This is a genomic window from Streptococcus halitosis (genome assembly GCF_027691175.1).
GTDB lineage: Bacteria > Bacillota > Bacilli > Lactobacillales > Streptococcaceae > Streptococcus > Streptococcus halitosis_A.
In genome coordinates this window covers 1-758 of the sequence record NZ_JAQFBD010000011.1, presented here as the reverse complement: position 1 = coordinate 758, position 758 = coordinate 1, and the positions used below count along the sequence as shown (strand labels likewise).

General features: G+C 51.8%; 8 tRNA genes. All 8 read left to right on the top strand.

Annotation, left to right across the window (positions count from 1 at the left end):
• Positions 1–56 precede the first annotated feature (56 nt).
• The 8 genes from PG086_RS09670 (at position 57) to PG086_RS09635 (ending at position 752) form a co-directional block, all read left to right on the top strand.
• A tRNA-Val gene (locus PG086_RS09670) sits at positions 57–129 on the top strand.
• A 4-nt stretch (positions 130–133) separates the two neighbouring features.
• Positions 134–206 (top strand) — tRNA-Asp (locus tag PG086_RS09665).
• A gap of 24 nt (positions 207–230) precedes the next feature.
• Positions 231–303: transfer RNA gene (locus tag PG086_RS09660), tRNA-Lys, on the top strand.
• Positions 304–308: 5 nt separating this feature from the next.
• Positions 309–390, top strand: a tRNA-Leu gene (locus tag PG086_RS09655).
• 12 nt (positions 391–402) lie between these two features.
• Positions 403–475 (top strand) — tRNA-Thr (locus PG086_RS09650).
• 27 nt (positions 476–502) lie between these two features.
• Positions 503–574 (top strand) — tRNA-Gly (locus PG086_RS09645).
• A 7-nt stretch (positions 575–581) separates the two neighbouring features.
• Positions 582–667, top strand: a tRNA-Leu gene (locus tag PG086_RS09640).
• Positions 668–678: 11 nt separating this feature from the next.
• Positions 679–752 (top strand) — tRNA-Arg (locus PG086_RS09635).
• Positions 753–758: the final 6 nt, after the last annotated feature.

Here is a 758-nt window from a genome sequence, read left to right as displayed (position 1 = left end):
ACGCCGGAAGTAGTTGGGGGTTGCCCCCTGTGAGATATGGAAGTCGCTTAGCTCGAGGGAGTTTAGCTCAGCTGGGAGAGCATCTGCCTTACAAGCAGAGGGTCAGCGGTTCGATCCCGTTAACTCCCATATAGGTCCCGTAGTGTAGCGGTTATCACGTCGCCCTGTCACGGCGAAGATCGCGGGTTCGATTCCCGTCGGGACCGTTTAAGGTAACGGAAGTTATTTTAGACTCGTTAGCTCAGTTGGTAGAGCAATTGACTTTTAATCAATGGGTCACTGGTTCGAGCCCAGTACGGGTCATATTTGCGGGTTTGGCGGAATTGGCAGACGCACCAGATTTAGGATCTGGCGCTTAACGGCGTGGGGGTTCAAGTCCCTTAACCCGCATAATAGAAAGTAGCCGGCTTAGCTCAGTTGGTAGAGCATCTGATTTGTAATCAGAGGGTCGCGTGTTCAAGTCATGTAGCCGGCATTTTTTTATATAGAATAAGAGGTCGATGCGAACGTAGTTCAGTGGTAGAACACCACCTTGCCAAGGTGGGGGTCGCGGGTTCGAATCCCGTCGTTCGCTTAGAGAGGCCGGGGTGGCGGAACTGGCAGACGCACAGGACTTAAAATCCTGCGATTGGTAACGATCGTACCGGTTCGATTCCGGTCCTCGGCATATAATGATGAGCACCCTTAGCTCAACTGGATAGAGTACCTGACTACGAATCAGGCGGTTAGAGGTTCGACTCCTCTAGGGTGCATTTTTT